This window comes from Anabaena sp. CCY 9910 (genome assembly GCF_963920875.1).
GTDB lineage: Bacteria > Cyanobacteriota > Cyanobacteriia > Cyanobacteriales > Nostocaceae > Trichormus > Trichormus variabilis.
In genome coordinates, this window is sequence record NZ_CAWUDJ010000014.1 from 101,844 (window position 1) to 124,712 (window position 22,869).

Genomic DNA, 22,869 nt, shown 5'->3' on the forward strand with positions numbered 1-22,869 from the left:
TCAAACCTCTTTCAGTTAATAAAGCTAGCTGTTTAACTTTTTAATAAGGGGAATAACTCAGCATGGCATTGCCATTACTCCAATACAAACCAAGCTCTCAAAATCACCGGGTTGCCAGCTTTGGTGCGGCTGACCAAAATGAAGATACACCATACATCTATCGTATAGAAGATGTCAGCTCATACACTGATATTCAAAACATCATTTGGGCTTCCTATCGCCAAGTCTTCAGCGAACATGAAATCCTCAAATTCAACCGCCAAAAAACTCTGGAATCCCAGGTGAAGAACGGTTCTATTTCCGTCAGAGATTTCATTCGTGGTTTAGCTAAGTCTGAAGCTTTTTACCGTTTAGTAGTCTCAGTTAACAACAACTACCGCCTAGTTGACATCACCCTCAAACGCCTGTTAGGTCGTTCTTCCTACAATAAAGACGAGCAAATCGCTTGGTCTATTGTTATCGGTACTAAAGGTTTTAGCGGTTTTGTTGATGCACTCATCGACAGTGAAGAGTACACCAAAAACTTTGGCGAAAACATCGTACCTTACCAACGCAAACGGATGGAAGGTCGCCCCTACAACTTGGTAACACCACGCTACGGCGAAGACTTCCAAGAAAAAGCAGGCACAGTTCAAACCGACTGGCGCTTTACCTTGGACAAATTCTACAGCCGCAAGTCCCAAGAAAAACAACTGCGCGAAGGCGATCCTCGGAAGTTTGCAGATTTAGCAGCTTCAGTTGGTAACCAAGGTAACTACGCACAAAGAATCTCTGCTTTTGATATCGATTATCTAAATGCAGTGCCAAACCGTACCAGACGCTAAGATTTAAAATCTGAGTGTTGATAATTTGATACTGGGTCTAGTTTTTGCGTTGATGTGACGAAAAGTTAGCAATTTTTCTGTTAGCCGGGCGTTACATTGGGTGAAGACTAGACCCAGTTGTTTTTAGGGGTTTAGGGGTGCGTAAGTTCTAGCTTCGGTTACTATACTTTTTGACCACTGACGAAAAAAGTTAAATTTTCGTACCAAACACCTTGCTCTGTCGCTTTCGCTTCAATTTCTCGACAATATTCTGCTTGCAACTTTTCCATCTGTTCTGATGGCAAATTTAATAAAGGATTTTCTCTAGGGTGAAACCATCCGCCATTCCATCTTTTAGCTTGCTCTAGGCTGCGGTAGAAACCAAGTTGCTGAGTTTTCACCTCAATATTTTCAAAACCAGCCGCCTGCATGAGATGATGACATTTTTCGATAGTACCTGTTGGTTCATTGATATTAACGAGTAAAATATCATTTTCTGCACAAGCTTTAATCAGAGTTGGCGCTTCGCATGACTCTTCAGAACAGCAAGAAAATCCTACTATTCCACCTTTTTTGAGAAACCGATACCACTTACCTAAAGCAGCCGGAATATCTTGGAAATAGACGATCGCGGTAGAACAAAGAATAACATCAAAACTTTCATCTTCAAAGTTGATGTATTCGGCATCTGCTTTTATTAATTCGATATTTTGCCACCCTAGTGTTTTAATCTTCTGTTCCGCTTGAGCCAGCATTCCTGAAGAAAAATCTACGCCAATTACCTTGCCAGTAGAACCAACAATTTCAGCAGCAGCGATCGCCATAATACCCGTCCCCGTCGCCAAATCCAAGACTTTTTGCCCAGTTTTTAAGGGAATCAGTTCTAATAAAGGCAGAGCGCGACGGATTGTATAGTCGTTGTCGTAACTGGTTCTACTGTCGAAAAATTTGATTACATCAGTCTTATATTTTTGCTCGTATTCTCTGTTATCCATAAATCTAATACTAGTTCTCTATGAAGTTGCACTCAATAAATGATGTAGAGACGTTGCATGGAATGTCTCCACTCATTAAATGTTTAATTTCTGCTTGTAAATTAGCTTTAGCAGATTCTTCAGCAATTTCATACATCAAAGGTGTGAAATATATACGCTGTCTTTGCAAAAATTTTTCTAAAACTCGTGTCCGTCCTTGAACATAATCAGTTTCTGACACCCAAGCATATTCTTGACGGATGGCGTGAGCATATTCTTGATAATCTACTGGGTTAGTCGCCAAAATTGCCAAATCGGCATCTAATAAAACCTGACTATCAATATCATCAGCTTGGTGATGCTTGGTGCTGAGGATGAGGCGCTTCACTTTGGTTATGCAACTGAGGGGAATACCTAAACTCTGGAGTACCTCACCAGCATAGTCAGAGCTTTTTTCTTCATTATCTTGGGCTTGAGTATCATAAATTACATCATGGAACCAAGCCGCAAGTTCCACCCCAGGCAAGTCTTGAGCGTAAGTTCCTAAAGTTTGGATTGTCTGGAGGACACAACTAATATGCTTTAGCGTGTGGTAATGGCGATTAGGGGAAGAATAAGCTTGAATTAAGTGCGTAAATACCTGGGTGGCAGATGTTTTGTCCACTGAGAAATGTTGCAGTGTTTGTTGCCATTGATAATATAGAAAATTTTCTGCTGTCTGCATCAGAGCAATTTCCATCATCATTGTCCTACTTAAATAACTGTAGGACTTTTGCAAATTGCAATTTTAAATCGCTTATGGGTGGTGACAATAAAATTGACGAGTCACAATAGAAAACACGGACTTTACATATAGGAATCCGATTTGATTATTGAAAATATCTAAGTATCTGTAGGGTGGGCAATGACCACCACAACCATGATACGGTGGGCATTGACTGTCCTACCTACATTTCAGAAATCAAATACTGATCCTATATAAAGTCTTAAATTAACTCAGGAGTTCCTATCAGTGGTATTACAAGTAAAAACCAGCACCTACGAAGCGAAAACTCAAGAAATTGCTAGACAATTATTAGGAGCAACTCAAGAAAATCGCTCGTTTTTTGCTTCTTTACGTGATCAAATGCGTTGGGATGACAAATTACTGGCTTGGGCGATGAGTAATCCCGGTTTACGGGTGCAATTATTTCGGTTTATCGATACTTTACCTGCATTGCATAGTAAAGCGGAAATTGCGGCACATTTACAAGAATATTTAGGGGATGAATCTGTTGAACTTCCCGCCGCTTTAAAGGGAATGCTCAATTTTGCTAACCCTGACTCTGTACCCGGACAAGTGGCTGCAACTACCGTCTCTACAGCAGTTGAGACTTTAGCTCATAAATATATTTCTGGTGAAAATATTAAACAAGTCATCAAGACAGTTGAACGATTACGAAAAGAAAAAATGGCCTTTACCATTGACTTACTTGGTGAGGCGGTAATTACAGAAACAGAGGCACAATCTTATCTAGAACGGTATCTAGAATTAATTAGCCAATTAACAGAAGCATCGAAGAATTGGGGAACTATTGCGGCTATTGATGAAGCAGATGGCGAACAGCTAGCAAAAGTCCAAGTTTCTGTGAAATTAACGGCTTTTTATTCCCAATTTGACCCATTAGATGCTAAAGGTAGTGAGGAGAAAGTTAGCGATCGCATTCGCATTTTATTACGTCGTGCTAAGGAGTTAGGGGCAGCTATCCATTTTGATATGGAACAGTATGCTTATAAAGACTTAACTTTGAATATTTTGCAAAAAATCTTATTAGAAGATGAGTTTCGTCAACGTACAGATATTGGCATCACAATTCAAGCATACCTAAGAGATAGTGAGCAAGATGCCAGAAATGCGATCGCTTGGTTGAAACAGCGCGGTTATCCTTTAACTATTCGCTTGGTAAAAGGGGCGTATTGGGATCAAGAGACTATTAAAGCAGCACAAAAACACTGGCCGCAGCCTGTTTTTAATGATAAAGCAGCGACAGATGCCAATTTTGAGGCGATTACTCAAATATTGCTGGAAAATCACCAGTATGTCTATTCTGCCATTGGTAGTCATAATGTGCGATCGCAAGCTTTAGCTATAGCCATTGCTGAGACTTTGCAGGTTCCCCGGCGGCGGTTTGAGATGCAGGTGCTGTACGGGATGGGGGATAAGTTAGCTAAAGCTTTGGTTGATAGGGGTTATCGGGTGAGGGTTTATTGTCCTTATGGTGACTTATTGCCGGGGATGGCTTACCTGATTCGGCGATTGTTGGAGAATACGGCGAATAGTTCTTTTTTACGGCAGAATTTGGAGAATCGGCCGGTTGAGGAATTGTTGGCGGCTCCAGATGTTGATTTGGCTCACACAAAGGCGCATTCGCCAGAGGCGTTCCCGCAGGGTAGTCGCAAAGAAGAGAAGGGTTCTTTTGGGGCGGCGGATACTGATTATGCCGTAGAGGAGGAGAGAAAGGAGGCGGCGCGGGCTTTTGCGGGGGTGCGTGGGGAGTTGGGAAGGACATACTTACCTCTGATTAATGGGGAGTATGTGCAGACGGCAGAGGTGATTGATTCTGTTAATCCTTCTAATTTTGGTGAGGTGATTGGTAAGGTTGGGTTGATTAGTGTGGAACAGGCGCAGCAAGCGATGCAGGCGGCGAAGGCGGCGTTTCCTGGTTGGCGGCGGACTCCGGTGAAGGAACGGGCGGCGATTTTGCGTCGGGCTGGTGATTTGTTGGAACAGCGTCGGGCGGAGTTGTCGGCTTGGATAGTTTTGGAAGTGGGTAAGCCTGTTAAGGAAGCAGATGCGGAGGTTTCGGAGGCGATAGATTTTTGTCGCTATTACGCTGATGAGATGGAACGGCTGTATCAAGGTATAAATTATGATGTAGCAGGGGAAACTAATCGTTATATTTATCAGCCACGGGGTATTGCTGTGGTGATTTCTCCTTGGAATTTTCCTTTGGCGATCGCCTGCGGTATGACTGTTGCCGCTTTGGTTACAGGCAATTGCACCCTACTGAAGCCGGCGGAAACTTCTTCTGTGATTACTGCCAAACTAACGGAGATTTTGCTAGAAGCTGGCATACCTAAAGGTGTATTTCAATACGTCCCCGGTAAGGGTTCTCAAATCGGGGCTTATTTGGTAAGTCATCCCGATACTCATCTAATTGCCTTTACAGGTTCTCAGGAAGTTGGTTGTCGGATTTACGCCGAAGCTGCTACCCTGAAACCCCAACAAAGGCACATGAAGCGGGTAATTGCGGAAATGGGCGGGAAGAATGCCATCATTGTGGATGAAAGTGCTGATTTAGACCAAGCTGTTATCGGGGTGGTACAGTCAGCCTTTGGTTACAGTGGGCAAAAATGTTCTGCTTGTTCGCGGGTGGTAGTCGTGGAAGCCATTTATGATGCTTTTATCCATCGGTTGGTGGAAGCGACAAAATCCTTAAATATTGGTGAGGCGGAGTTACCTAGTACACAAGTCGGCCCGGTGATTGATGCTAATGCCCGCGATCGCATCCGCGAGTATATTGAGAAAGGTAAGGCAGAATCTCAGGTGGCGTTGGAGTTAAGCGCACCTACACATGGTTATTTTGTCGGGCCTGTCATTTTTGGGGAAGTTCCCCCTCATGGGACAATAGCCCAGCAAGAGATTTTTGGCCCTGTGTTGGCGGTAATTAAAGCTAAAGATTTTGCCCAAGCCTTAGCCATTGCTAATGATACCGACTACGCCTTGACAGGAGGGCTTTATTCCCGCACACCTTCCCATATTCAGCAAGCCCAGGAAGAATTTGAAGTGGGTAACTTATATATCAACCGTAACATTACAGGAGCGGTCGTTGCCAGACAGCCTTTCGGTGGCTTTAAGCTTTCTGGTGTCGGTTCCAAAGCTGGCGGCCCTGATTATCTGTTGCAATTCCTAGAACCACGGACAATCACAGAAAACATTCAGCGCCAAGGTTTTGCACCAATTGAAGGTGCAGAATAAGCTATAAAAATAGGTGGGGCAAATGCCCTACCTGTGTTTATTTATAGATGAATTTGTAATGTCAGATGTCATAATTAAAGTTGCTCAATTGCCTGAAGAATTTCCGGTAGTTGCAACAATTAGGAAAATTGTGTTTCAGGAAGAACAAGGAGTAGATGCTGCTTTAGAGTTTGACGGTAAAGACGATATTTGTGAGCATTTAATCGCTTACTTAGATGATCAAGCTGTAGGTACTGCCAGACTTAGATATTTAGATAATAAGACCGTCAAAATCGAAAGATTGGCTGTTTTATCTATAGCTAGAGGGCAAGGAATCGGTCAGAAAATTATGGAGAAAGCATTAGAAATAATCGCTCATAAAAATATTACTGAAGCTGTAGTCCATGCCCAGACATATATCAAATCTTTGTACCAAAAATTAAATTTTACCGAAGTAGGAGAAATATTTATAGAAGCTAGTATTCCCCATATAGAGATGAGAAAGAAAATCTAATCTTACAAGGATTTAAATCATCGGCATGGGTTTTGACTGAAAATCAAAAATACAAACTTCTCAATTTATATTTCCTGATCTGGCAGAAATAAAGTGAATTGACTCCCCACACCCAGGGTAGATTTTACCGTTACATCACCACCATGCAACCGTGCTAATTTCCGAGTCAAAGCTAAACCTAACCCAGTGCCTTCATACTGACGATTTAACCGACTATCTAGTTGTTTAAATGGTTCAAATAAAAGTGGAAATTGATTTGAATCAATGCCAATGCCTGTATCCGAGATGATAAAATTAATCCCTTCAGGCACTCTTTTGACAGTCAAAGATACTTCACCTACCGAGGTGAATTTAATTGCATTCGTGAGTAGATTCAGGAGCATTTGCTTAATCCGGCGGTCATCAGCTATGCAAATACTAGCCTCTGGATCAATTTCTTGAGTAAGTTTTAAGCCTTTGGAGATAGCGCGATCGCGTACTGTTAGTAAAACATCGTTACACACATCTATTACTAGCAAAGGAATCAGGAATAACTCCTCTTTACCTGCCTCCACTTTTGATAAATCTAAAATATCATTAATCAGCGCCAGCAGGTGTTCCCCACTGCTATAAATACAACTTATATATTCTTGTTGTTTTTCATTGAGAGAGCCGACTATTTCTTGTTGTAATAACTGTGACAATCCCATAATTGCGTTAAGCGGTGTCCGCAGTTCATGACTCATCGTCGCTAAAAATTCACTTTTGGCACGGCTACCAGCTTCGGCTGCGGCTTGGGAAGCACGCAGTTTCATTTCTGTTTGTTTCCGGTCAGTAATATCATCAATAATTGCTAAAAAATATTCTGGTTCACCGTAAGAACCGGGAATTACAGAAACAGACAACCTCGTCCACACTAACCTACCATCTCGATGCAAAAAAGCTCTTTCGATTTCCAGGTGCGGCTTTTCGTGGTGTTGTTGAGCATCTATACAAATTTCGGTCATAAGTTGCTTGTAACGTTCTACATCTCCCCTTTGCTGGGAAATATAATCTGTAAAACGGTTACCACATAATTCTTCTCGTTGATATCCCAACATTTGGCACAAAGCAGGGTTCGCATCCACTATCTGAGCTTTCATATCAACAAGTCCAATACCAATAGAGGAAAGTTCAAAAATGGCTCGGAATTGTGCTTCGCTCTTTCGTAGTGCTTCTTGAGCAATATTACGCTCTCTTGTCTCCATCGCTAAAGAGACAAAATCAGCGATTGAGCCTGCAAAATTTTCTTCATCTACAGTCCACTGGCGTAATTCACCACAGTGTTCATGAAACACTACTCCTACTAAACGACCACCTACCCAAATGGGGGCATCAAGCAAAGATACAACTCCAGCGACAGATAGATAAGTTGCGGATAACTCCTGAGTTCTTTTATCGTTAATGGCATCATATACAGCAATGCTGCGCTCTTCTTCCAATGTTTGGAAGTAAATGGGATAACTCTCCTTTAATAGAGACTGGCCAGAACTATGAATTTGCTGGCTGACATCATATAAATCAATACACTCAATGGCTGAACCATCTTGGTTGTATAACCACACGCTAACTCGTGCGACTGAAAGTGTCTGAGCGGCAGCTTCTGTGATTTCCTGTAACACAGCATTGAGAGGCCCTTGCTGGAATGTTTTGCTTCTTGCCAATTGCACTAGGGTCTGATTTTGTTTGCGGCGCACGCTTTCTGTGATTCGCATACCCTCTTGATTTGCCTGGCTTGCTGTAATATCTTTAACCACTACCACCTGCATGTGTTGTTCCTGGAAAGAAATCACTTTGCCTTGCAGTTCTTTAAATAAAATAGAACTGTTTTTGTAGATACAATTACGAGATAAGGTTTTACATATCTGGAAAATCTTTTTTTCTTAAAGGTGATAATTTCTAAGATAAAAAATTGAACAAGATTTTGTAACATCTGTTCCGCAATTTCATCATTTATAACTATAATCGCCACAATGGTAGTAAGCGATCATACTGAAGTAAAAAGTTTAAAGTTTTTATAACTTGATCATAATAAATTTAACATAAGTAAATTTATTACTAGGGTAGCTAGGGGCATTCCAACCAATATGTGATGCTTGCGATTTCACTATTTTGGTTTTCGCCAAATAATCTCCCCTGAAGAAAGATACCCCAGAATTAGAAGTCTGTAACAATTGAATTAAGAACACAGATGCTGTTGTAGAGGTGTCTAATGGAAAATAGTAGTGTGAGAATTGTATCTCTGATTCCTAGTGCAACAGAGATTTTAGCAAACTTGGGCTTGAGTGATGCTATTGTCGGGCGATCGCATGAATGTGATTATCCCCCAGAAATCCAAAATCGTCCAACTTGTACGCAAGCACGGCTGAATAGTGATGCTTCCAGCAGCGAGATTCATCATGAAGTGAATAATGTACTGCAATCTGCGCTGAGTATTTATCAGGTAAAATTAGACGTTTTGGAGCAATTAAAGCCTACCCATATTTTGACCCAAGACCAGTGTGATGTCTGTGCAGTCAGCCTCAAAGATGTAGAAGAAGCGGTTAAAGAACTTACCCAAAGTTCTCCCCAAATCATTTCCTTGCAACCTAATCTGCTTGAGGATGTATGGCAGGATATTGAGCGCGTAGCTCATATCTTTGGTGTAGACTCAGTAAAAATACTAGATAATTTAGAAGCCCGTGTCAAAATTTGCCAACAAAAAATTCAAGGGCTTTCTCTAGAAGAAGTACCGACTGTGGCTTGTATTGAGTGGACAGACCCACTGATGGCCGCAGCAAATTGGATTCCTGAATTAGTCAACTTAGCTGGGGGACAAACACTATTTTCCCTTATAGGTCAGCCTTCCCCACATTTGGAATGGGAAAATCTTTTAATTAGTAATCCAGATATTATAATTTTCATGCCTTGTGGCTTTAACTTACAACGAACTCGTCAAGAAGCCCAACTATTCACTCAAAACCCAGAATGGAAAAAACTGCACGCCAGCCAAACTGGTAGAGTTTACATCACTGATGGTAATTCCTATTTCAACCGTCCAGGCCCCCGACTGGTAGATTCTCTAGAGATATTGTCAGAGATTTTACATCCAGAAATTTTTGATTATGGTTACAAGGGTACTGCTTGGGAACCTTTATAAAGAAGCTGCTTGATTTAGCCATTCAATCAGCATTTTTAAGCTATGAGGTAATACTGCTTCGTTAACAATTATCGTATGGATTTTACCATTATCTTCTAAAGTTATCTGATACTGAAAGCGATCGCCTGCGGTGGGTGGAACGCCATCACCTTGAAGTGTTGGTAGTTGAAATAAACCTGCTGCTGTCACCAGTCGGGATAGTTCCTCAGCCTGCTGCTGCGGTATTTGGCTGGTATCAATATTAATTTTCTTACTAATCCCCGCAAATCCGCCTGTGCGTTCCAATAATACCCGCATTTAAATCAGACCGGAAGATGATATTTTCACCTCCCAGTTTAACAAAAATGAGTCATTCACTCAGGCGTAATTATTGGGTAAATATGGGATGACGAATGACGTTGGCGTTAGATTAATTGCAGGCTATGACAAATTAACTCAAAACTCCCACCTGTTTCCAAGCATTCTGTACAGCTTTATGTTCTAGACTACCGTCGCCATAGAGTTCGCTAGCAACTTGGGTAGTGACATCAGCCGCCTTTGTAAAATCAGCTTTAGCACGTAAGCGATCGCGCAAAGCAATATACCAAATTTTACCTGCTTTTTCCCAAGCATAGCCACCAATCTCTACTGCTGCTAGATAAAAAGCACGATTGGGAATCCCTGAATTGATATGTACCCCGCCATTATCCGCCCAGCCTGTATATTGGTCTTTTACATGACCTGGTTGGGGGTCTTTTCCTAAAACAGGATCATCATAAGCTGTTCCCGGCTCTTTCATGGAACGGACACCTACACCTTTGACTGTAGGCATTAATAAAGCATCACCAATCAGCCAATCAGCTTCTCCAGCTTTCTGATTTTTTACCCTTTGTTTGACCAAAGCACCAAACACATCAGAAAAAGATTCATTCAAAGCTCCTGGTTCGCCGTAATATATTAGTCCTGCCTCATATTGAGTTATACCATGAGTTAGTTCATGGGCAATAACATCAATTGACTTGGTAAAGCGATCAAATAATTCACCATCACCATCGCCATAAACCATCTGGTCGCCATTCCAAAAGGCGTTTTCATACTTAACACCAAAATGGATTGTAGAATCTAAACGTAATCCTTTATCGTCAATAGAATTGCGCTCAAATATTTCGTAGAACAGGTCATAAGTAGCTCCAGCCCCATCATAAGCTTCATTGACTGCCACATCGCTACTAGGAGGATCACCTTCAACACGGACTATCTTTCCTGGCAATTTTTCAGTGTTTTGAGCATCGTAAATAGTACGACTTTTTTCCCCAGGAGAAGGAGATAGAAAGACGTTGCCAACGATGTTTCTCCGTCCGCGCAATTGGGCTGAAACATTCAATGTTTGAAAAGCCCAATTTCTTTGCAGTGGCGTACCATTAAGGGCAATATTTTCTAATATATGCGGTGGAATGACACAGCAAATAGGACATCTAGTATTGACTGTATGATTACATTTCAATCTAGATGATTTATTTTTATTTCTAGCCATCTAATCTATTCTCCTGAAGGAATTCAGCATTAAGAAAGGAGAGGAAATAAGGTAGATGGCAATTCCCTGGTTAATAGTTTGATGAACCGTTTCTAATCTTCATTTTCCAATATCTTGCTAAAAAGTAAACAGTACTTCTAAAGAGCGATCGCAGATAGAATATTCTGTGGAAATACATATATTTCTAGTTTCTTAATAGTTAATGAACTCAGAAATAAAGCATATTATGTATTCACACCAGATATTTTTGAGGCATGGCAAAGCTTATACCAATTCTCTATGAAATTGCACCCAATAAATGATGTAGAGACGTTGCATACAACATCTCTACAGTCCAGAATAAAGTAGGGTGAGCATTACCTACCAAAACCATGAGTAACTGTAGGGTGCGTCAGCCCCAATAATTTCGTACACATTAGAGGATTTTCCGCATCTGACGCACCCTACTATTGTGCCAGTTGCGTAAGTCCTGTATTTCTTTAATTAATTCCAGAAATACCTAATAATTCAGGTATTTTTCATTGCCAAAATCTTCTGTGCTACTGAGTTAGAAACAGGCATTACCGATAATCTGTTTCCTTGTTTTACCACCATTAACTCCTCTGAACTAAAATTTTCTTTTAGAGTTGTTAATGAGATGGAATCAGAAAATTTTTCTACAAATTCTACTATTACTGTTTGCCAACGTGGGGCTTCTGGAGTTGATTTTGGGTCATAGTATTCACTACTGGAATCAAACTGAGTAGGGTCGGTAATATCTGTTTTGACTACACGCATTAACCCAACAATACCCGGAGGATTGGTATTAGAATGGTAGAAAAAAACTAAGTCCCCTGGTTGCATTTGTCGCATAAAATTGCGAGCTTGATAATTACGGACACCATCCCAAATAGTTTGATGATCTTTTTGTAGATGAGTAATACCATAAACTTCCGGCTCTGATTTCATTAACCAATAATTCATCGAGTTGAGATTTTTAAAATAAAGGGTAAATTTAAACTTTATTGTGTAGTGTGTGCGAGTTTTTATCTGATATTTTGTCTTAATCAGATTTTTCTAGGCAGGGAAGATGCTAGGGTTTGGAAAAGGTTGTAATAGCAATTCTCTATGAATTTGCGCCGAATAAATAAGTAGAGAATAAAGTGCATCTTCATCAAGTATCTGTATAAGAGTGTAAATGTTTAAAACCCTTACACCCCTATACCCTTATGCCAATTCTCTATGCAGTTGCGCCGAATAAATGATGTAGAGACGTTGCATGCAACGTCTCTACAGTACAGAATAAAGTGCATCTATGGCTACGCCAGACAAGCTACATCAAGAAACGGTATTACACCCAGTCTCAACAGACAACCTGGGTATGTAAATCCTACCTTATTAATGTCTAAACTACGGCTGCTGTTGCTTTCAACGCAAAAATTTTCTCAATCACATCTTCCACTACTTTATCTGGTGTAGAAGCTCCAGAAGTAACACCCACAACAATTTTTCCTGCTGGTAACCAGTTTTCTGTTGTTACTAATTCTCCATTTAATTGCCGATGTTCGATGGAATTTACCGATTTAATTCGCTCCACAACATCGATGTGATAAGAAGACAGTCCACGTTCTTGAGATATTTGTTGCAACTGGGTGGTATTAGATGAATTAAAACCGCCAATGACGATCATTAAATCTAAATTTTCCTGTACTAATTCCAGCATTGCATCTTGACGTTCTTGGGTAGCGTCACAGATGGTATTAAAACTTTGAAAATGCTGATTTAATTCTACAGGCCCATACTTTTGTAACATGGTATGCTCAAACAGTTTACCAATTTGCTCAGTTTCGCCTTTGAGCATGGTTGTTTGGTTAGCAATACCGACTCGTTCTAAATCTTTATCAGGGTCAAATCCTGCGGAACAAGCTTTGGCAAATTTTTGTAAGAATTCTTCTCGGTTGCCACCATGAAGAATGTAATCAGCGACATATTGGGCTTCTTTTAAATTTAAGACGATTAAATATTTGCCAGCAAAGGAACTAGTAGCAATAGTCTCTTCGTGCTTGTATTTGCCGTGAATAATTGAGGTGTGATCGCCTTTTTTGTGCTTTTCTACTGTATTCCAAACTTTTGACACCCAAGGGCAAGTAGTGTCAACAATTTTGCAACCTTTTTCGCTGAGTAGCTGCATTTCTTGAACGCTAGCGCCAAAGGCGGGGAGGATAACCACATCATTATTGCCAACAACGGAAAAGTCCTTGTTACCAGCCTCCACAGGGATAAATCCTACCTGCATCTCCTGCATTCGTTGATTAACAGAGGGATTATGAATAATTTCATTGGTAATCCAAATACGTTCTGTGGGGAAATGCTTGCGAGTTTCGTAAGCCATAGCTACAGCACGTTCCACACCCCAGCAAAAACCAAAAGCTTGGGCTAGTCGGATAGTGACATCGCCTCTTTGCAGAGTGTAATTGCGATCGCGTATTTCTTGAATTAAGCTACTCTGATACTCAGACTGCAATTGGGTAGCTACTTCTGCCTGATGACCGAAACCCTTACGGTTGTAATTTTCAGAATGTTGTAGTGTACGCTTAAAAGTTTTTGTATCCATTGTTGTATTTTTTAATATCTTCTCTTTCTGATTCTCTCGCGCCAAGAGGCCTTTTAGTTGCAGAAATCCTCAGTTTAACCATAAAAAATTATAAAAGCAGGCAGTCCTGATGAAAAAATTTCACAGTCATAGATGAAAGATATCTTCCCCCTATACCCCCACACCCTTACACCCCTATACCCTCTTTCAAGTCAGGAAAAAGGAATTCAACTCCTGAGATATGTGACACCTAATTGACATGAGGTGACGATACACGCTACATCATGAGTCACACATGAAAATTTCAAACATGAAAAATTCCTTGAACTACCGACTTCATCAGTATGTGGAGGAGAGAAAATGGATGTCAGCTTGATCATGTCAAACATCCTGAATCCGCCAGTACTCTTTTTCTTTCTGGGAATGCTTGCTGTTTTTGTCAAGTCGGATCTGGAAATTCCTGCGCCTATACCTAAAGCCTTATCGCTTTATTTGCTATTCGCCATAGGTTTTAAAGGAGGAGTAGAACTAATTAAGAGTGGGGTGACTCAGGAAGTGGTTTTCACGCTTCTAGCGGCGATGTTAATGGCCTGCTTTGTTCCCATTTACACGTTCTTTATTTTAAAACTGAAACTGGATACTTACGATGCGGCGGCGATCGCTGCCACTTACGGATCTATCAGTGCTGTTACCTTCATCACTGCCAGCACCTTTTTAAGTGAGTTGGGGATTACTTTTGATGGTTACATGGTCGCAGCCCTGGCCCTGATGGAATCTCCAGCCATTATTGTTGGTCTGATATTGGTCAATCTCTTCACCGTTGATGAAAAGCGAGAATTTGCCTGGTCAGAGGTTTTACAAGAAGCATTTTTGAATAGTTCCGTCTTTTTGTTAGTCGGTAGCCTCTTCATTGGTTTCTTAACAGGAGAACATGGTTGGCAAGTCTTAGAACCCTTTACACAAGGCCTATTTTACGGCGCTCTCACCTTCTTTCTCTTAGATATGGGATTAGTAGCAGCCAAAAGAATTAAAGACTTGCAAAAAACCGGATTTTTCCTGATTTTATTTGCCATACTAATTCCAATACTCAATGCCGGCATTGGCTTACTAATTGCCAAATTCATTGGTATGCCGGAGGGCGATTCCCTATTATTTGCTGTGTTGTCTGCTAGTGCTTCTTATATCGCCGTCCCAGCAGCTATGCGGTTAACTGTTCCAGAAGCCAACCCCAGCCTGTATGTTTCTACCGCTCTGGCCGTGACATTTCCGTTCAATATCATTGTGGGCATTCCATTATACCAGTACGGAATTAACCTATTTTGGAGGTAATAATATGCAGCTAGTGAAAAAGATAGAAATTATTGCTAATGCCTTTGAATTGAGCAAAATTTTAGAAAGTTTAGACAAATCTGGAGTGTATGGTCATGCCGTCATCCGTAATGTTGCGGGTAAGGGATTACGGGGAACGACAGAAGATTTAGATATGACAATGCTCGATAACGTTTATATTATTGCGTTTTGTCAGCCAGAGTATATCAAACCAGTAGCAGAAAATATCAAACCCCTGCTCAATAAATTTGGCGGTACTTGTTATATCTCCGATGTGATGGAAATTCGCTCTGTAAAATGCGTTGCCTCTTTATAAAAGCAATTCGCCATTAATAATTGGCTTTCCTTTAGCTGAACAATCGCTGCCATGTAAGTTTTTTTCCATGACTATCCCAATGCCAGCGCAATAAATTCGCAGGTTGACCCGGTGTCATTCCTGGCAAACCAATTGCCTTTCTGGGGGCATCAGTAGCAAGTAACAGCGCAGTTTCTACATCGCAAATTTCCCAATTCACTAAGTTTTCTACCCCTACCAATAAAGGTAAGGTTGTGCCTGATAATGTACCATCTGGTAGCCTTGCAGTACCCCCTTGAACTTCTATTTGCCGACTGTCCCAAGGATACACTCCATCCGTTAGCCCCAAAGGAGCGAGGGCATCACTAACGAGAAATATCCCTTGACTGGCACGGAGAAGGATTTGCAACATGATGGGTGAAATGTGCTGGCCATCGGCAATAAAACCACACATGACATGAGGATTAGTTATAGCTGCCCCTAAGAGTCCCGGTTCGCGGTGATGTAAGGGAGGCATGGCATTAAAGGCATGAGTTACCATTGTTGCACCCAATGCAAAAGCATTTTGGGCTTGGTTAGCTGTTGCCAGAGAATGTCCTAAACTGACGGTGATTCCCAAAGAACGTAAATATGGGATGACTTCCCCAGTAGGATCTAACTCTGGCGCTAAGGTGATGACTTTAACAATATGGGCATAATCTCCCAAAACCCTTTGGACTTCTTCTATGGTCAGAGGTAGTAAATACTCGGCTGGATGAGCGCCCCGCTTTTGATAGTTTAAGAAGGGGCCTTCTAAATGTACGCCTAAAATTTGGGAACCAGGTTGTGTGGTAGAGATAAAATCAGCAATAACAGCAAGCGATCGCTGGATATTTTCCACTGAAGTTGTCACAAGTGTAGGTAAAAATCCATCTACTCCCACATCCCATAAAAATTGGCAAATTTTCTCTAATAAATAGGCATTCTCCGCCGCCAAATCAGGAAACGCCAAGCCCAAAGCACCATTAATTTGCAAATCAACGCCACCCAAAGAAATCCAATCTCCAGCCACATCTATAATTTGTAACTCTGGTGACGCAACCCTGTTAAATCCAGCCCTCATCGGCAATATTTGTTCAATTATGCCTCCCTGATTCACCACAAGCATCTGCAAATCTTGGTAGCCAGGAATTCTAGCATTAATAATATCTGTAGGTTTGTGTACGGTATTTGGTATTTGGTAATCGGTAATTGTTAATTGGTAATTGTTCATAAGTTACCCCTCTTTCGTCTCCCCTATCCCCTCATTCGTTGAATAGTAACTCTATGTGAGATGATAATTGCACCCACAGCTTTATTGTGGGTAAAAATTTTGAATTTTGAATTTTGAATTATTATGGCTCCCTTGGTTGGCATTATTATGGGCAGCGATTCAGATTTGCCCACGATGAAAGAGGCGATCGCTATTTGTGAGGAATTTGGTGTAGAAAATGAAGTGGCGATCGTTTCTGCCCATCGCACCCCAGAACGGATGGTGGAATATGCCCAAACAGCACACCATCGGGGTATCAAGGTAATTATTGCTGGTGCAGGCGGTGCCGCCCATCTTCCCGGCATGGTAGCATCTTTAACTCCTCTACCAGTAATTGGTGTGCCTGTCGCTACAAAAAACTTACAAGGTGTGGATTCTTTATATTCAATTGTACAGATGCCTGGGGGTATTCCTGTGGCTACGGTGGCGATCGGTAACGCCAAAAATGCCGGACTATTGGCTGTGCAAATCCTCGCTACTCAACAGCCAGAATTATTAACTAAAGTCCAAGCATACCGTCAAAACTTATCTACATCAGTAATGACAAAGCAAGCAAAGTTAGAACAACTGGGTTACAAGCAGTATTTGCAACAGGAGATGTTTGGAAAATAAGGAGTGGGAAGCATGGAGAGATGAGTAATAAACTTTTTCCCTCTCTCCCTTATGTTTCAGTAACACCAAAATTTTTGTATGTCTCGGATTTATTAACAGAAACTAATTTTTTTTATTTAAACTTAATAATTCGCTATATAAATAGCCATGATTATGGTGAATTGATGACTTTACATAAGTTTTCCGTATTTGATTTGACCAGTTATGGTGCATAGAAGTATGTTTAAACAAAAAAATGTATTAGCCAATACAGAATTAATGTTTAGGTAAATAGACAATCAATCAAATTTATTGATAAGTTAACCGAACAGCAACTCTCATCACAGAAATTAGTCACGCAATTTCTTAAACCTCAGATTCTGATTCTTGAGATGAGAAGTTGGGGTAGTTTTCGGGAAACTTCAATAAAAATTTCGACCAAATCTTGTCTACATTATTTAGTTCACCTAACCACCAAGGGTAAGTCTGCTACTACTAACATCAATTATGGCTATAAACACAGGAAAAAATAAGCTGATGAATAGGCATATTCAACCCTGGCAACGCCTATTGGTGTTAGCGATTGGCTCGATGGTATTTGCTGTTTTTGCACCGACAATTGTGCAAGCGGCAAATACTCCTACCCTAGAATCTTTATCAGAAACTACAATCAAACTGCAAATTTCCATTGATACTACTTGGGTACTACTTTCTGGGTTTTTAGTATTTTTCATGCAAACCGGCTTCGCCATGTTAGAAGCTGGTCTAGTTCGCCAAAGAAGTGTAGTTAATACCCTACTAGAAAATTTCATTGACGCTGCTGTCACAGTCTTGGCATGGTGGGCAGTGGGTTTTGGTATCGCATTTGGTACAAGTGCAGGTGGTTTGTTTGGTATAGATACATTCTTTCTCAACCAGTTACCGGGTGCTGATGGTAGCTACCCATTGGGCGCACCTGGTTCTACAGCTGCTATCAACACCTATACTTTGTTCTTTTTCCAGTTTGCCTTTGCTGCTACTGCCAGTACCATCACTACTGGTTCAATGGCTGGTAGAACCGACTTTATAGGTGACTTAATTTATAGTGCGATTATGGGTGCTATTAGCTACCCAATCATCGTGCATTGGGCTTGGAACTCCAATGGCTGGTTAGGCAAACTCAGTTACCACGATTTCGCCGGTGGTTCAATTGTTCATACCGTAGGTGGCTGGACAGCACTAGTTGGGGCATATTTGCTTGGGCCTCGTCCCGACCGTCCTCCTTGGGGAAAACTACCACCAGCCCATAATTTAGCCTTGGCAACTTTGGGAACGATGATTCTCTGGTTTGGCTGGTACGGGTTTAACCCTGGTTCAACCCTTGGTACTGCTAATCCGGGGTTAATTGGGTTAGTAACTATTAATACAACATTAGCAGCAGGTGCAGGCGCACTAACAGCATTAATCTTTCTGTATGTTCGTACAGGTAAGTGGGATTTAGTTTACTGTCTCAATGGTTCTCTAGCTGGTTTAGTAGCAATTACAGCACCTTGCGCTTATGTGGCTCCTTGGGCTTCTGTACTAATTGGTTTCACGGGGGGGATTTCGGTTGTATTAGGAGTGAGTTTAATTGAGTCACTCCACATCGATGACCCAGTGGGAGCATTTTCCGTCCACGGTATCAGTGGCATGATGGGTACTCTCTCCATAGGCTTTTTAGGACAAGCGGAACTCACCCTTAATCAAAAAGCAGGGCTATTTTTAGGTGGTGGGTTTGATTTGCTGGGTATCCAAATGCTGGGGATAGTAGCGATTACGGTTTTCACCGTCGCTTTTGCCTTTCTGATGTATGGTGGTCTCAAAGCTGTGGGATACTTACGTGTTAATGCTGAAGCAGATCGTATCGGCATTGATGCTTATGAACATGGTGTTTCAGTGTGGCCTGATGTTTACTCAGTTGAAGAGGTGAGCAAACTACAAGACCAGACAAAAATTTCTGAAAATAAAACTTTAGAGGAGGAATAAAATGGCAAATATTTTCAATATTTTATCTGATCAATCTTTACAGAAGTTTCTTGGAAATGATATTGACAATGTGAGGCGATCGCCCCTTTAACTCGTCAAATTTTGTTAATTAAAGACTCAATGAAGGAGACATGAATAATTGGAGAAACAATCTATAATAAATTTTTCAGAATTCCTGAAAATAATATTTACAAAAGTGCCATCAATTTCCTAAACTCCTATTTAGGTCAGTTAAATTTTCCATTTGTAAATTTGTGATGTCAATAAACAATAGCAAATAAACACTTAATTTCACCTAAGTAGTCTTTCTTTGTAAACATCCTCACACAAGAACTGATGAGAAAGAGTCTAGAAACTAGGAACTCATCACTCATTACTCTCCTTTGCTGTTAAAGATAGTTGGAAGGTTAGCAATTCGGACTCATGTACCAACAGAAATCAAGAACAAGAAATAGGCGCTTTTCTACCAGAAATTACGCTAAAAGTAGACAATCTAACTCGCAAATCCAGATATTTAATCTAGTCAAAAAACTCTCTCCCAGTTGGCAAGCTTGTATACCTCTGGCTTGTTTGATTGTTTTAGGTTGGAGTTATGTGGCAGTTGCTCAAGCTCCAGCAGCAGGGCCGACAACAGCAGAACTAAAAGTTGCGCTTGACACCCTATGGGTAGCGATCGCTGCTTTCTTAGTATTCTTTATGAATGCTGGTTTTGGTATGTTAGAAACCGGCTTCTGTCGTCAGAAAAATGCTGTTAACGTTCTTGCCAAAAACTTAATCGTCTTCGCCTTGGCAACCGTTGCTTTTTGGGCAATCGGTTTTGGGTTAATGTTCGGTGATGGTAATGATTTCATTGGCTTCAATGGCTTTTTTCTCTCAGGAGAAGATAACAGCCCGGCAACAGGTGAGGCTTATAAAGGTGTGTTCAGCGCTTTAAGTTGGGCTGGCGTACCTTTAGCCGCAAAATTCTTATTCCAGTTGGTGTTTGCTGGGACTGCGGCGACAATTGTCTCTGGTGCAGTTGCCGAAAGAATCAAGTTTGTTGACTTCTTGATTTTCAGCCTTTTACTTGTAGGTATCGCCTACCCAATTACCGGACACTGGATTTGGGGCGCTGGTTGGTTAGCCGATAGAGGTTTTTGGGACTTTGCTGGTTCTACAGTGGTTCACTCAGTTGGCGGTTGGGCAGCTTTGATGGGAGCTGCATTTCTGGGTCCCCGTATTGGTAAATATCAAGATAAGCAAGTTGTGGCTTTACCGGGTCACAACATGAGTATTGCTACCTTGGGTTGCTTGATTCTGTGGTTGGGTTGGTTTGGTTTCAACCCTGGTTCTGTAATGGCTGCTGACCCCAGTGCCATTACTCACATTGCCTTAACAACTAACATGGCTGGTGCTGTCGGTGGTATTGCTGCTACTATTACTGCGTGGTTGTACTTAGGTAAACCAGACCTATCAATGATTATTAATGGCATTTTGGCTGGTTTAGTTGGTGTTACTGCATCTTGCGCTTACGTCAGCATTCCTAGTTCTGCGATTATTGGTTTAATTGCCGGAGTCATAGTAGTTTTCGCTGTGACCTTCTTCGACAAACTGGGTATTGATGACCCCGTAGGAGCGACTTCAGTTCACCTTGTCTGTGGTGTTTGGGGTACTCTGGCAGTTGGTTTATGGTCGGTTGGCCCTGGTGTTTACTCTTGGTATGGTGAGGGACTTGGCCCAGCCAAGGGTTTATTTGCAGGTGGCGGTTTAGGACAGTTGATTACTCAATTCTTAGGTGCTGCCGCAGTAGGTGGTATGACTGTACTCGTCAGTAGCATTTTCTGGCTGGTACTAAAAGCTACTTTGGGTATTAGAGTCACCAGGGAAGAAGAATTGGAAGGCTTGGATATCGGCGAACACGGTATGGAAGCCTACAGTGGATTCCTGAAAGAAGCTAGTCCTGGTGGATTTGCAGAAGGCAAGACATCTGACGGCTATTAAAGGGGAAGATTACACAATTACCTAATAAGTCCTCTATAGTCCATGACCCCGGTTTCTCGTGGAAATCGGGTTTTTTTCATCTAGATTCCCATAAGGGACTTCCAGATAGGACTTACGCACCCAGATTTTCTGTTGAGGCTGGGTGTAAGGGTGTAGGGGTAGACTTTATTTACTTGGAAGCCCCTAATTGCATCTCCAGAGAGAATTATTTTTTGATTAAAATTTGTGGAAAGATAAATCAGAGTAGCTTTTAAGACAAAAATCTTTGGCTAAAAGTAATGAAATGTCACTAAGTATACAAGGTTACTGATCATCAGGGAGTAAGAAATAAACGTGTTTCAGAAAATTTTGATAATTGGGGTGAGTACCCTACTACTGCTGACAATTCCTGTTATGGGTAATGCTTGGGCGCAAGTCCCAGGGACGGCTCCACCTGCTGATACAGGAGATACAGCATTTATGCTGATTTCATCAGCCCTAGTCTTGCTGATGACACCAGGATTAGCATTTTTTTATGGTGGATTTGTACGATCGCGCAATATTCTCAATACATTAATGATGAGTTTTGTATTGATGGCGATCGTCGGCGTTACCTGGGTTTTATGGGGTTATAGTCTGTCATTTGCGCCAGGACTGCCATTTATTGGTGGTTTACAGTGGTTTGGGTTAAACGGTGTGGGGCTAGAAACGACAGGTTATCTGCAAGGTTCAGAGCCGGCAAATGTGGTTTCTTATGCCGGGACGATTCCCCATCAGGCATACATGATATATCAAGCCATGTTTGCCATTATCACCCCAGCTTTAATTTCTGGAGCGATCGCCGAACGGATGAGTTTCCGTGCCTATTGCCTATTTGTGCTACTGTGGTCAACCTTTGTTTACACGCCTCTAGCCCACATGGTTTGGGCAAAAGGTGGATTTTTAGGTTTGTACGGTGGCTTAGGTGCGCTCGACTTCGCCGGCGGTACAGTAGTTCATATCAGCTCTGGGGTTTCTGCCCTCGTCGCTGCAATAGTCTTGGGGCCGAGAAAAACCCATCCAGACCGCCTCAGCCCTCCCCACAACGTAACATTTATTTTGTTGGGTGCTGGTTTGCTATGGTTTGGCTGGTTCGGTTTTAATGCTGGGAGTGCCTTATCTGTTGCTAGCAGCACTTCTGGCAGTTTCATTACTAATCCAGCTACAACTGCCTTTGTTGCCACCAATACCTCAGCCGCAGCCGGGGCTTTAATGTGGCTAATTCTAGAAGGAGTATTACGCGGTAAACCCACTGCCGTAGGTGCAGCTACAGGCGCAGTTGCCGGTTTAGTAGGGATTACCCCAGCCGCCGGCTTTGTCACCCCTCTAGCGTCAATTTTGATAGGTTTTATCACAGCTTTTGTTTGCTTCTATGCCGTAAGTTTCAAACACAAGCTAAATGTTGACGATGCCTTAGATACCTACCCGGTGCATGGTGTTGGTGGAACAGTTGGCGCAATTCTCACAGCCTTCTTTGCCACCGCCGAAGTTAACTCAGGCGGTAAAAACGGCGTACTCAAGGGTAATTTTGGTGAACTAGGTGTGGAACTGGCCGCCATTGTCATCGCCTATGTAATTGCAGCAGTTGGTACTTGGATAATCTTGAAGATCATTGATGCTAGCGTTGGCTTACGGGTGAAAGAAGAAGCCGAATACCAAGGTTTAGATATCAACGAACACGGAGAAGAAGCATACAACTCCGAGTTTAGCGATCGCATCGTACCGTAAAAATTTAGGCATAGCCCAAAAACGTTTTGACAACTGACAACTGACAACTGACTAATGACTAATGAGAAATACCGATTTAAAATCTGAGTCAAATCATTGGTAG

Annotated in this window: 18 protein-coding genes; 10 read left to right on the plus strand and 8 right to left on the minus strand. The window is 41.7% G+C overall.

Going from position 1 to position 22,869, the window contains the following annotated elements:
• Window positions 1-62 precede the first annotated feature (62 nt).
• Complete coding sequence (locus ACM5QX_RS13140; protein WP_011319684.1) at window positions 63-824, plus strand: phycobilisome rod-core linker polypeptide; 762 nt, start codon at window positions 63-65, stop codon at window positions 822-824.
• Between the two features lie 161 nt (window positions 825-985).
• Here the strand turns inward: ACM5QX_RS13140 and ACM5QX_RS13145 are convergent, their stop codons facing one another.
• Both ACM5QX_RS13145 and ACM5QX_RS13150 read right to left on the minus strand, forming a co-directional pair.
• The gene (locus tag ACM5QX_RS13145) at window positions 986-1,798 is read right to left on the minus strand and encodes a class I SAM-dependent methyltransferase (protein WP_414753892.1); all 813 of its coding nucleotides are present in this window, start codon (window positions 1,796-1,798) and stop codon (window positions 986-988) included.
• Between the two features lie 10 nt (window positions 1,799-1,808).
• A complete protein-coding gene (locus tag ACM5QX_RS13150) occupies window positions 1,809-2,519 on the minus strand; it encodes a hypothetical protein (protein WP_414753924.1) in 711 nt (236 codons plus the stop codon).
• Window positions 2,520-2,789: 270 nt separating this feature from the next.
• On the opposite strand from ACM5QX_RS13150, the gene pruA reads away from it, so the two are divergent.
• Both pruA and ACM5QX_RS13160 read left to right on the plus strand, forming a co-directional pair.
• Complete coding sequence (gene pruA / locus ACM5QX_RS13155; RefSeq protein WP_414753893.1) at window positions 2,790-5,795, plus strand: L-glutamate gamma-semialdehyde dehydrogenase; 3,006 nt, start codon at window positions 2,790-2,792, stop codon at window positions 5,793-5,795.
• A gap of 58 nt (window positions 5,796-5,853) precedes the next feature.
• Window positions 5,854-6,288: a GNAT family N-acetyltransferase gene (locus ACM5QX_RS13160; RefSeq protein WP_414753894.1), complete on the plus strand. Its 435-nt coding sequence runs from the start codon at window positions 5,854-5,856 to the stop codon at window positions 6,286-6,288.
• Window positions 6,289-6,353: 65 nt separating this feature from the next.
• Here the strand turns inward: ACM5QX_RS13160 and ACM5QX_RS13165 are convergent, their stop codons facing one another.
• Window positions 6,354-8,075: an ATP-binding protein gene (locus ACM5QX_RS13165; RefSeq protein ID WP_414753895.1), complete on the minus strand. Its 1,722-nt coding sequence runs from the start codon at window positions 8,073-8,075 to the stop codon at window positions 6,354-6,356.
• A 443-nt stretch (window positions 8,076-8,518) separates the two neighbouring features.
• Here ACM5QX_RS13165 and ACM5QX_RS13170 point away from each other — a divergent pair, with 443 nt between their 5' ends.
• A complete protein-coding gene (locus ACM5QX_RS13170; protein WP_414753896.1) occupies window positions 8,519-9,445 on the plus strand; it encodes a cobalamin-binding protein in 927 nt (308 codons plus the stop codon).
• On the opposite strand, the gene ACM5QX_RS13175 is transcribed toward ACM5QX_RS13170, so the two are convergent.
• The 4 genes from ACM5QX_RS13175 to ACM5QX_RS13190 all read right to left on the minus strand — a co-directional run bounded on the left by ACM5QX_RS13175 (window position 9,440) and on the right by ACM5QX_RS13190 (window position 13,551).
• The gene (locus tag ACM5QX_RS13175; RefSeq protein WP_414753897.1) at window positions 9,440-9,742 is read right to left on the minus strand and encodes a protealysin inhibitor emfourin; all 303 of its coding nucleotides are present in this window, start codon (window positions 9,740-9,742) and stop codon (window positions 9,440-9,442) included. The genes ACM5QX_RS13170 and ACM5QX_RS13175 overlap by 6 nt on opposite strands.
• A 133-nt stretch (window positions 9,743-9,875) precedes the next feature.
• Window positions 9,876-10,958 (minus strand): M4 family metallopeptidase, encoded by a 1,083-nt coding sequence (locus tag ACM5QX_RS13180; RefSeq protein ID WP_414753899.1) that lies wholly within the window; start codon window positions 10,956-10,958, stop codon window positions 9,876-9,878.
• Window positions 10,959-11,465: 507 nt separating this feature from the next.
• Entirely contained in the window at window positions 11,466-11,921 is a 456-nt protein-coding gene (locus ACM5QX_RS13185; protein ID WP_414753901.1) for an EVE domain-containing protein, read from the minus strand.
• A gap of 421 nt (window positions 11,922-12,342) precedes the next feature.
• Window positions 12,343-13,551 (minus strand): 4-hydroxy-3-methylbut-2-enyl diphosphate reductase, encoded by a 1,209-nt coding sequence (locus tag ACM5QX_RS13190; RefSeq protein WP_414753902.1) that lies wholly within the window; start codon window positions 13,549-13,551, stop codon window positions 12,343-12,345.
• Window positions 13,552-13,890: 339 nt separating this feature from the next.
• Here ACM5QX_RS13190 and ACM5QX_RS13195 point away from each other — a divergent pair, with 339 nt between their 5' ends.
• Together ACM5QX_RS13195 and ACM5QX_RS13200 are read left to right on the plus strand one after the other, a co-directional pair.
• Window positions 13,891-14,859, plus strand: a complete 969-nt coding sequence (locus tag ACM5QX_RS13195; protein WP_414753903.1) for a sodium-dependent bicarbonate transport family permease — start codon at window positions 13,891-13,893, stop codon at window positions 14,857-14,859.
• A gap of 4 nt (window positions 14,860-14,863) precedes the next feature.
• Window positions 14,864-15,175, plus strand: coding sequence for a P-II family nitrogen regulator (locus ACM5QX_RS13200; protein ID WP_011319696.1), 312 nt, complete (start codon window positions 14,864-14,866; stop codon window positions 15,173-15,175).
• A 31-nt stretch (window positions 15,176-15,206) separates the two neighbouring features.
• Here the strand turns inward: ACM5QX_RS13200 and nagA are convergent, their stop codons facing one another.
• Window positions 15,207-16,406: an N-acetylglucosamine-6-phosphate deacetylase gene (gene nagA / locus ACM5QX_RS13205; protein WP_414753905.1), complete on the minus strand. Its 1,200-nt coding sequence runs from the start codon at window positions 16,404-16,406 to the stop codon at window positions 15,207-15,209.
• Between the two features lie 123 nt (window positions 16,407-16,529).
• Here nagA and purE point away from each other — a divergent pair, with 123 nt between their 5' ends.
• The 4 genes from purE to ACM5QX_RS13225 all read left to right on the plus strand — a co-directional run bounded on the left by purE (window position 16,530) and on the right by ACM5QX_RS13225 (window position 22,766).
• Window positions 16,530-17,057: a 5-(carboxyamino)imidazole ribonucleotide mutase gene (purE, locus tag ACM5QX_RS13210; RefSeq protein ID WP_414753906.1), complete on the plus strand. Its 528-nt coding sequence runs from the start codon at window positions 16,530-16,532 to the stop codon at window positions 17,055-17,057.
• 516 nt (window positions 17,058-17,573) lie between these two features.
• Window positions 17,574-19,040 (plus strand): ammonium transporter, encoded by a 1,467-nt coding sequence (locus tag ACM5QX_RS13215; RefSeq protein WP_414753907.1) that lies wholly within the window; start codon window positions 17,574-17,576, stop codon window positions 19,038-19,040.
• A 423-nt stretch (window positions 19,041-19,463) separates the two neighbouring features.
• Entirely contained in the window at window positions 19,464-21,020 is a 1,557-nt protein-coding gene (locus ACM5QX_RS13220) for an ammonium transporter (protein ID WP_414753908.1), read from the plus strand.
• A gap of 393 nt (window positions 21,021-21,413) precedes the next feature.
• The gene (locus ACM5QX_RS13225) at window positions 21,414-22,766 is read left to right on the plus strand and encodes an ammonium transporter (RefSeq protein WP_414753925.1); all 1,353 of its coding nucleotides are present in this window, start codon (window positions 21,414-21,416) and stop codon (window positions 22,764-22,766) included.
• Window positions 22,767-22,869 lie beyond the last annotated feature (103 nt).